The following is a 9,271-nucleotide window of genomic DNA, read 5'->3' as shown; positions in this document are numbered from 1 at the left end:
CGACAGTTTCAGGGTTAGACTTTTGAGCCAAAGTGGTATTCAGGAACCAGCATTTTGTCTGATTTAATACGCATCGCCCCTGGGGCATTGACCATCGGCCGTCCATTACCCTGGGATGTTTTCGACGCCGATGGAAACGTCTTGCTGCGTCAGGGCTATGTTATCCAGACCAATACCCAACTGGAGCAATTGTTTGAGCGGGGCCGGTTCAAACCCCGGAAAATCGAACGGAAAAAGGAAAAGATTCAGGAGGATCAACGGCAGCGTAACCCGTTTGCCGACTACGCTGACCTGCTGGCCACCCTGGAAGCAACCCTCAACGCCATCACCAGTGAAGATCCGTCTGCCCAAAAACGTTTATTGGGGCTGGCGCGAATGCTGGAGCGGACCTGTCAGGAAGCCCCGGAAGCCAGCCTGGCCCTGGTGCACCTGTACTCCATCGGCCCCACCATTCACGAACAGATTCTTTTCTACGGCATTTTGTGCCACTTCACGGCCAGGGCGTTTGGGCTTGATGAAAAACGTACCAGTGTGCTGACCGCCGCGGCCCTGACCGCCAACCTGGCACTTGTGCCGGTGGCCGACCAGCTAAATGCTTCCACCCGCGTGCTCACCGACGACCAGCGGGCAGTTATCCGCAAACACCCGCACCGCAGCATCCAGGCACTGACCTCCGCCGGCATTACCAATAAACTGTTGCTGAAAATCATCGCCCAGCACCACGAGCAGGCCGATGGCTCCGGCTATCCGGAAGGATTAAGTGGCACTGATATTCTGCCAGAGGCGGAAATTCTGGCTCTGTCAGAACGCTACGTGGCCATGATCACCAAACGAGCCTACCGCAACCGGATGACCATCACCGCTGCCCGCAAACTGATAGCCACCCTCGGTGACGGCAAGGTCCGCCCGGCCATTCCACGGTCACTGTTGCAAGTACTCGGCGAATACCCGCCTGGCATGCTGGTGCGGCTCGACAATAACGAAGTCGGTGTGGTGACCGGCCGCGCCGTCAGGGCCAGGGGACCGTTTGTCAAAGCTATTTTCGGGCCCCGGGGCAACCGCTACAGCGGCACGTTTGAGCGCGACACCAGCGTTCCCGAATACAACATCCAAGGCGCCGAAGAGCCAGAAGAAATGCCTTCCATGGATTTCAGCCTGCTCTGGGGCTTTCGCAACTGAAACCCGCGGAGCGTGGCGGGCTCATGCCAAACCCAATGCCCTGGCATGATGATTCAGGTGGTCGTCAATGAACGAGGCAATAAAGAAATAGCTGTGGTCGTACCCACGGTGCATTCGCAGGTTGATGTGGTGATGAAACTTCTCACAGACATCCGCCAACGTTTCCGGGTTCAGCTGGGTTTCCAGAAACTCATCGGCCGTACCCTGGTCTACCAGTAGCGGCAGCCGCTCTTTTGCGGTCGGGATCAGGCAGGAAGCATCCCACGCTTCCCAATCGTTCTGGTCTTCCCCAAGATAACCCTTGAAGGCTTTCTGCCCCCAGGGGCACGCCATGGGATTGGCAATGGGGGCGAACGCCGATACCGATTTGTAATACCCCGGATTCTTCAAGGCACAAATCAAGGCTCCGTGGCCGCCCATGGAATGGCCGCTGACTGACCGTTCACTGCTGAGCGGCAACTCATTCTCGACCAGTTGGGGCAGTTCCTTCACCACGTAATCGTGCATGCGGTAGTGGGGTGCCCAGGGCTGTTCTGTGGCATTCACATAAAAGCCCGCGCCACTGCCAAAATCATAACTGTCGTGCTCGCCAGGCAGGTCCAGGCCCCGGGGGCTGGTATCCGGGCACACAATCGCCAGGCCCAGCCTGGCGGCCAGTTTCTGGGCACCGGCTTTCTGCATGAAATTCTGGTCGGTGCAGGTCAGCCCGGACAACCAGTACAGCACTGGCGCTGGTTTGCCTTTCTCGCCCAGAGCCGACGGCGGCAGAAACACCGCAAACTCCATGTCGCACTGGAGCGTGGCAGATGAGTGGCGGTAGCGGCGGTGCTCGCCGTCAAAGCAAACGTTGGTGGCTAGCAGTTCCATAGTCTTCCTGGCAGTTGTAGGTGGACAAGTCAGTCCGCAGCGTTGGCAAATCGCTGTTTTTCGATGGTATTACCGGATTTGGCCAACTGGGACAGAATAGCTGTACGGGTGACAATCCCCACCAGTTTGCCATGATCAACCACCGGGTACACTTTCGGCTTTCCGGCCCCCAGATTCTGCGCCAGATCGATCACTGACATCTCTGGCGACACCGTCAGCGGTTTATGGAACATCACATCGTCCACAATGGGCTCGCCCTCGCTGTGATAATTACTCACCAGCAGCGAGTGAATGCAGTCCTGCTCCGACACAAAGCCCAGAACCTGGCGCTTTTCATCCACCACTGGCAAACCGGTAACGTGGTTATCCAGTAACGCTTTAACAACCTTGGTCAGCGGTGTGCCGCAACGGATAGGCTCAATGTGATTCCACATGACTTCCGAGATTTTCAGTGAGCGCATAGGCAGCCCCTTTTCGGTTTTATTTAAGGCGCCGAAACTGGCACCGCAGTTACTCTAAACATAGGCAATGGTGGGCAAAATGGACAACTCTCAGGAGCAAAACGGTTTACACCACAAAATAGTCGACTAAACTCAACAGGTTATGCCCTCTGGGGCTCTAATCATATGACCTAGCCGTGGTAAACAGTGGGAGAACCCATGGAACCCATTTCTGAATTTGTAAGTCAAATCAATAGCCTGGTCTGGGGACCACCGATGTTGGTGATGATCCTCGGGGTCGGGCTGTTTCTCAGTATTGGTCTGAAACTGATGCCAATCCTGAAACTGGGCGCCGGGTTCCGGCTGATGTGGAGCGGCCGTGCCCGCGGTGACGAGGACGATGGTGATATTCCGCCATTCCAGGCCCTGATGACCGCCCTGTCAGCCACCGTAGGCACCGGTAACATTGCAGGGGTTGCCACCGCCGTGTTCCTGGGCGGCCCGGGCGCCCTGTTCTGGATGTGGCTGACCGCCCTGGTGGGCATGGCCACCAAGTACGGCGAGGCCGTGCTGGCCGTGCGCTACCGGGAAGTGGATGAGCGTGGTGCCCATGTGGGCGGCCCCATGTATTACATCCGCAATGGCCTGGGCAAGAAATGGGCCTGGCTTGGGGTGTTGTTCGCGATCTTCGCCTCCATTGCCGCTTTCGGTATCGGCAATACGGTACAAGCCAACTCGGTGGCGGATGTGTTGTCTGCCAACTTCGGCCTGCCCCACTGGATCACCGGCGTTCTGCTGATGATTATGGTGGGCCTGGTGCTGATTGGCGGCATCAAGCGTATTGGCCAGGTGGCCAGTGCCCTGGTGCCATTTATGGCGGTGTCTTACGTGCTGGTTGGCCTGATTGTTCTGGCCATCAATGCCAGTGAAATTCCCGCAGCCGTCAGCATGGTGTTCAGCTATGCCTTCAGCCCGGCCGCAGCCGAGGGGGGCTTTGCCGGTGCCGCTGTCTGGGCGGCTATCCGCTTTGGTGTCGCACGCGGTATCTTCTCCAACGAAGCGGGCCTGGGTTCTGCGCCCATCGCCCATGCCGCCGCCCAGACCAAGAACCCGGTCAAGCAGGGCATGGTCGCCATGCTGGGCACCTTCATCGATACCATCATTGTGTGCAGCATCACCGGCCTGGTGATTATTACCTCCGGCGCCTGGACCTCCGGCGAGACGGGTGCGGCCCTCACCTCCCTGGCCTTTGAAACAGGCCTCCCCGGCTTCGGCAACTACGTGGTCGCGATTGCGCTGGCGATTTTCGCCTTCACCACCATCATTGGCTGGTCGTTCTATGGTGAACGCTGCATCGAGTTCCTGTTTGGTGTGAAGGCCATCGTGCCTTATCGGGTGTTGTGGATTGTCGCCATCCCCGTGGGTGCCACCATCAACCTGGGCTTTATCTGGCTGGTGGCCGACACCCTCAACGCGATGATGGCGCTGCCCAACCTGATCGCCCTGCTGTTACTCAGCCCGGTGGTGTTCAAGCTCACCCGGGAACACTTTGAGAAGCAGAAGGCCCTGGGGGTGAAATAAACAATCGGTATGTCTGGTGCTCATAAGGATGTGAGCAAACCGTTGGATGCTCTGGATCAAGCCCCCCCTTGCATTCAGGGCATCCATCGCCACAGTGTCTAACGTACACAAAAAAACACCGTGTTTGCCAACAACCTGTCTGAGGAGAACGACTATGAGTTTGCGTCTTGGAGACACTGCACCGGATTTTGAACAGGATTCCAGCGAAGGCACCATTCGCTTCTATGACTGGCTTGGTGACAGCTGGGGGGTTCTGTTCTCGCACCCTGCCGACTTCACACCGGTATGCACCACGGAACTGGGCCTGACCGCCAAACTGAAAGACGAATTCGCCAAACGTGGCGTCAAGGCCATTGCCCTGAGTGTCGACCCGGTTGACTCCCACAAGGACTGGATCAAGGATATCAACGAAACCCAGGGCTGCACCGTTAACTTCCCGATCATTGCCGACCACGACAGCAAGGTGGCCAAGCTGTACGACATGATCCACCCGAACGCCGACAGCACCCTGACCGTGCGTTCGCTGTTTATCATTGATCCGAACAAGAAGGTGCGCCTGATCATTACCTACCCGGCATCCACCGGTCGTAACTTCAACGAGGTGCTGCGGGTTATCGACTCCCTGCAACTGACCGATGACCATAAAGTGGCTACGCCAGGTAACTGGGAAAAAGGCGGCGATGTGGTGATTGTGCCGTCACTGCAGGATGAAGACGAGATCAAACAGCGCTTCCCGAAGGGCTACAAGGCAGTGAAATCCTACCTGCGGATGACTCCAGACCCGTCCTCTAACTGGAGCGGTGACTGATCCTCGCCTTGCAGTAAGTTTTGTGCCAGTAAAAAGCCGGGCAGTGCGAACTGCCCGGCTTTTTCATTTTCGAGTACCCGGATGTCAGAATGCCGGTACTACTGCACCTTCGTATTTTTCTTTGATGAACTCGCGAACGGCGTCTGATTTCAGCGCATTGGCCAGTTTCTGCATGGCGTCGCTGTCCTTGTTGTCCGGGCGGGCAACCAGGATGTTTACGTAAGGGGACTCGGCACCTTCAATCACCATGGCATCTTCAGACGGGTTCAGGCCGGCTTCCAGGGCGTAGTTGGTGTTGATCAGGGCCATGTCGACCTGGTTCAGGATACGCGGCAGGGTAGCGGCTTCCAGTTCGCGGAAGTTCAGGCGCTTGGGGTTGTCGGCAATGTCACGGGGTGTGGCGGTGATTTTGCTTTCGTCTTTCAGGGTGATCAGGCCGGCTTCCTGAAGCAGCAGCAGGGCGCGGCCGCCGTTGGTGGGGTCGTTGGGGATGGCCACCACGGCACGATCTTTCAGTTCGTCGAGGGAGCTGATTTTGCTGGAGTAGGCGCCGAAGGGTTCAACGTGGATACCGGCAACGGTGACCAGGTTAGTGCCACGGCCGCTGTTGAATTCATCCAGGTACGGCTGGTGCTGGAAGAAGTTGGCGTCCATGCGCTTCTGGTCAACCTGGATGTTTGGCTGTACGTAGTCGGTGAAGACCTTCACATCCAGCTCAACACCTTGTTCGGCCATTGCCGGCTTCACGAATTCCAGCAACTCAGCATGGGGGACCGGAGTAGCGGCTACGGACAGTTTCTCTGCAACAGCAGCAGAGGAGAAAGTTGCTACGGCAGCGATGGCTACCAGAGTTTTCTTCAGATTCATTATTGCGTTCTCCTGTGGAGCATCGTGTTTAACTTTGGTTTGCGGCAAGCTGCTGGGAGGCTCCTTCCGAAAAACGCCCGTGAATACGTCCATGTAGGGCTCCGTCGCGCCATCCCTGGCGCTCCAGGTTTTCGGAAGGAGCCTCCCAGCAGCCTGCCTATACCGGACTTTGGAATTGCCTGCCCGGTTCAATCACGGCCTTACTTTCTGCTGAAATACAGCACCAGACGATCACCAACCATCTGGAGTACTTGTACGAAAATCACCAGTAACGCGACGGTAATCACCATCACGTCGGTCTGGAAACGCTGGTAACCGAAACGGATAGCCAGGTCGCCCAGGCCGCCGCCACCGATAACGCCAGACATGGCCGCGTAGGAGACCAGGGTGATGGCCGTCACGGTAATACCGGCGATGATGCCCGGAAGCGCTTCCGGCAGCAAGGCGCCGAAGATGATCTGGCGCACGTTAGCACCCATGGCCTGAGTGGCTTCGATGATGCCGCGGTCAACTTCCCGAAGGGAGGTTTCCACCAGGCGGGCGAAGAAGGGTGCGCCACCGGCCACCAGTGGCGGGATGGCGCCGGCCACGCCCAGTGACGTGCCAATGAGCAGTACGGTGAACGGGATCATCACGATCAGCAGGATGATGAAAGGCACGGAACGCAGTACGTTGACCACAAATGACAACACCGCGTAGGCCACCGGTTGTTCCAATAGCTGGCGTTTGCCGAACAGGAACAATAATACGCCAATGGGCAGGCCGATCAGTACGCTGAACAGCAGGGACATGCCCACCATCACCAGGGTGTCCCAGCTGGCCCAGCCGATTTCCAGCCAGTCGACGTTGCCCATGAGGGTTTCCATTAAAGCTTCCATCAGCGCACTACCTCCACGTGAACGTCGGCGGCTTCCAGCGCCTGCATGGCGACGTCGAGATCACCGCCCACCAGTGACAGGGTCAGCTGGCCGTAGGGGGTGTCTTTGATGTGATCGATCCGGCCGGAGAGGATGCTGAAGTCTACGCCGGATTCCCTTGCCACACTGCCCAGCAGGGGTTTGTAGGTGGATTCGCCCTTGAAGGTCAGGCGCAGGATGCGGCCTTCGGCTTTCTGCAGGTCTTCCTGGAGTTCGTTGCGGTCGATGTTTTCGCTTTCGAACACAAAATCCCGGGTGGTGGGATGCTGGGGGTGCAGGAACACCTCGCTCACCGGGCCCATTTCCACGACGCGACCGGCGTCCATTACGGCCACCCGGTCGCAGACCCGGCGCACCACGTCCATTTCGTGGGTGATCAAGACGATGGTCAGGCCCAGTTCTTTGTTGATGTCACCCAGCAGTTTCAGGACCGACTGGGTGGTTTGCGGGTCCAGTGCGCTGGTGGCTTCGTCGCACAGTAGAATGGTGGGGCGACAGGCTAGGGCGCGGGCGATACCAACGCGTTGTTTCTGGCCGCCAGACAGCTGAGACGGATACTTGTCGGCGTGGTCGGTCAGGCTCACCCGGGCCAGCAGTTCCTGTACCCGCTCCCGTATCTCGGTTTTGCTGTAGATGCCCGCCAGCTTCATCGGAAACGCGATGTTGTCTGCCACGGTTTTGGACGACAGCAGGTTGAAGTGCTGGAAGATCATGCCCACTTTGCGGCGGAAGGCTCGCAGCTCCGCAGAGTTGTACCGGGTAATGTCTTCGTCGTCGATCAGGATGCGGCCGCCGGTGGGCGGTTCCAACAGGTTGATCAGCCGTACGAGGGTGGACTTACCCGCACCGGAATGGCCGACGATGCCGAATACCTCGCCGGTTTCAATGGTCATACTGGTGGGGTGCAGCGCGGGGATCGCCCGGCCGGCCACCTGGTATGACTTCTGTACCTGGTCAAATACAATCACGATCAGTGCCTTGGTCTTTGCCTTTGGAGTGCGTAGGGCGCGCAGCCGAAAACCGGCGATTATAGCCTATTCGATGACCAAACCCGAATCCCGGCGGTGTGTAGTTGCCCTTACACAAAAAGCTACCTGACACACCCGCCTGCCCTCAGCTAAACTGCTATTTGAAAAGAACATTAATAAACCTCCACCTATCCGAGGCGCGCCGTACCTGTGACTACCCCGTCCGAGAATACGCCCTCAAGGATGAATTCCACCCAGGCATGGGTTTCCTACCTCAGCAAGGTAGAGCTGCCGGTATTGGCCAACACCCTCCGGCAGATCAACGAACTGACCGACAGCCGCAACAGCACAGTGAACGAACTGGCGAATGTCATTCTGAATGATGCCCAGTTGACCTCCCAGGTGCTCCGGCTTTCCAACACGGTGTTCTACAACCAGACCCGCACCCAGGTGAGCACGGTCAGCCGTGCCATCACGTTGATCGGTTTCGATGCCGTGAAATCCATGGCGATTTCATCGCTGATTGTCGACACTCTGCTCAAACGCAACGACCGGCCACACCTGTTGCGTTGCCTTGCCCGCGCTATTCACGCAGCCGTTCAGGCCCGGTGCCTGATGCCCAAACGCACCGAACATGCGCTTGAGGAAGTGTTTATCGGGGCCTTGCTGATGAACATCGGTGAGCTGGCATTCTGGTCCTGCGAAACCGATCAGGCGACAGAGCTGGAGGAGCGCCTGCGGCTGGATGAACCGCCTGTGGAGGCACAGAAGGCCGTACTGCACACCACCTTTACCGAGATCACCCGGGGCCTGGTGGAAGCCTGGTCTTTAGGGCCGTTTATCCGTGAAGTGGTGGCGCCCGGCAAGGCCAATTCCCTGGCCAGCAGCCTGGTGCGCAACACCGTGGAAATGGCCGCGGTGTCCGAGCATGGCTGGAGTGGGCCAGAGATGGACAAGGTGCTGGAACGTTTGTCGGCAGATGTTGGAGAAAGCCCCGCTGCCATCCGGGACCAACTGAAGGTCAACGCCCAGGAAGCCACCAAAGTAGCCGTGTCTCTGGGCATTCCGCAGGTCACGGCGTTGCTGCCCGGCAATCAGGAGAGCGCCGCCGGACACGGCGCCGAAGCCCCGGTTATGGACCCCGCCCTACAGTTGCAGATCCTTCGGGATCTGACCCATACACTGGCAGAAAAACCCGATATCAACGAAGTGTGCCAGCTGGTGATCGAAGGCATTCACCGGGCCATTGGAATGCAACGGGTAGCCCTGCTGATGAGTGACCGCACCGGACAAGACCTGATTCCCAGAAAGGTAGGAGGTCGTGGTACCGAAGAGTGGCGCGAACACCTGATTATCCACAAGGATGGCACCGGGCCACTGGGAGAGCTTTTACCCCATGGCACTTGTGCCATCTACAAACCCGGCAAACAGGCGGGCGGTGTTCCCTATGACCGCTGGCTGGGCAAGGTGCCGGCCCTGGTAGGCTCGCTTACCGCCAAGGGCCGACTGGTGGGCCTGTTCTATGCCGATAATGCGGCGGCGGGCTATGTGCCGTCGGAACAGCAGCTGGCAGCCTTTGCCCACTTTATCCAGAACGCACAATTGTGCCTCACGCTGCTAACCACCAACCACTGATCCGCCGAG

General features: G+C 58.1%; 9 protein-coding genes. 4 read left to right on the top strand and 5 right to left on the bottom strand.

From position 1 onward, the window contains the following. Window positions 1-54: 54 nt before the first annotated feature. Window positions 55-1,179 carry an HD-GYP domain-containing protein gene (locus C7H10_RS06775; RefSeq protein ID WP_106694264.1) on the top strand — a complete coding sequence of 375 codons (1,125 nt, stop codon included), beginning with the start codon at window positions 55-57 and terminating at the stop codon, window positions 1,177-1,179. A 21-nt stretch (window positions 1,180-1,200) separates the two neighbouring features. Here C7H10_RS06775 and fghA read toward each other — a convergent pair whose 3' ends face one another. Then, a complete protein-coding gene (gene fghA, locus C7H10_RS06770) occupies window positions 1,201-2,046 on the bottom strand; it encodes an S-formylglutathione hydrolase (RefSeq protein WP_106694263.1) in 846 nt (281 codons plus the stop codon). Window positions 2,047-2,075: 29 nt separating this feature from the next. Next, entirely contained in the window at window positions 2,076-2,507 is a 432-nt protein-coding gene (locus tag C7H10_RS06765) for a CBS domain-containing protein (RefSeq protein WP_106694262.1), read from the bottom strand. A gap of 198 nt (window positions 2,508-2,705) precedes the next feature. Between C7H10_RS06765 and C7H10_RS06760 the strand changes: the two genes are divergently transcribed. After that, a complete protein-coding gene (locus C7H10_RS06760; protein WP_058092812.1) occupies window positions 2,706-4,067 on the top strand; it encodes an alanine/glycine:cation symporter family protein in 1,362 nt (453 codons plus the stop codon). Window positions 4,068-4,221: 154 nt separating this feature from the next. Then, window positions 4,222-4,875 (top strand): peroxiredoxin, encoded by a 654-nt coding sequence (locus C7H10_RS06755; protein WP_058092813.1) that lies wholly within the window; start codon window positions 4,222-4,224, stop codon window positions 4,873-4,875. 84 nt (window positions 4,876-4,959) lie between these two features. Here C7H10_RS06755 and C7H10_RS06750 read toward each other — a convergent pair whose 3' ends face one another. The 3 genes from C7H10_RS06750 to C7H10_RS06740 form a co-directional block, all read right to left on the bottom strand. After that, the gene (locus tag C7H10_RS06750) at window positions 4,960-5,742 is read right to left on the bottom strand and encodes a MetQ/NlpA family ABC transporter substrate-binding protein (RefSeq protein ID WP_106694508.1); all 783 of its coding nucleotides are present in this window, start codon (window positions 5,740-5,742) and stop codon (window positions 4,960-4,962) included. Between the two features lie 200 nt (window positions 5,743-5,942). Next, the gene (locus C7H10_RS06745; protein WP_058092815.1) at window positions 5,943-6,620 is read right to left on the bottom strand and encodes a methionine ABC transporter permease; all 678 of its coding nucleotides are present in this window, start codon (window positions 6,618-6,620) and stop codon (window positions 5,943-5,945) included. Continuing rightward, window positions 6,620-7,627 (bottom strand): methionine ABC transporter ATP-binding protein, encoded by a 1,008-nt coding sequence (locus C7H10_RS06740; protein WP_106694261.1) that lies wholly within the window; start codon window positions 7,625-7,627, stop codon window positions 6,620-6,622. The genes C7H10_RS06745 and C7H10_RS06740 overlap by 1 nt, the downstream gene beginning before the upstream one ends. Window positions 7,628-7,870: 243 nt before the next feature. Between C7H10_RS06740 and C7H10_RS06735 the strand changes: the two genes are divergently transcribed. Next, the gene (locus C7H10_RS06735) at window positions 7,871-9,262 is read left to right on the top strand and encodes an HDOD domain-containing protein (protein WP_106694260.1); all 1,392 of its coding nucleotides are present in this window, start codon (window positions 7,871-7,873) and stop codon (window positions 9,260-9,262) included. Window positions 9,263-9,271: the final 9 nt, after the last annotated feature.

The organism is Marinobacter shengliensis (genome assembly GCF_003007715.1).
Taxonomy (GTDB): Bacteria; Pseudomonadota; Gammaproteobacteria; order Pseudomonadales; family Oleiphilaceae; genus Marinobacter; species Marinobacter shengliensis.
This window is presented reverse-complemented; position numbering and strand designations above follow the sequence as displayed.

Coding starts and splice junctions, on each gene's coding strand:
- fghA (WP_106694263.1), bottom strand. CDS start 2,046: ATGGAACTGCTAGCCACCAACGTTTGCTTTGACGGCGAGCACCGCCGC.
- C7H10_RS06765 (WP_106694262.1), bottom strand. CDS start 2,507: ATGCGCTCACTGAAAATCTCGGAAGTCATGTGGAATCACATTGAGCCT.
- C7H10_RS06760 (WP_058092812.1), top strand. CDS start 2,706: ATGGAACCCATTTCTGAATTTGTAAGTCAAATCAATAGCCTGGTCTGG.
- C7H10_RS06755 (WP_058092813.1), top strand. CDS start 4,222: ATGAGTTTGCGTCTTGGAGACACTGCACCGGATTTTGAACAGGATTCC.
- C7H10_RS06750 (WP_106694508.1), bottom strand. CDS start 5,742: ATGAATCTGAAGAAAACTCTGGTAGCCATCGCTGCCGTAGCAACTTTC.
- C7H10_RS06745 (WP_058092815.1), bottom strand. CDS start 6,620: ATGGAAGCTTTAATGGAAACCCTCATGGGCAACGTCGACTGGCTGGAA.
- C7H10_RS06735 (WP_106694260.1), top strand. CDS start 7,871: ATGAATTCCACCCAGGCATGGGTTTCCTACCTCAGCAAGGTAGAGCTG.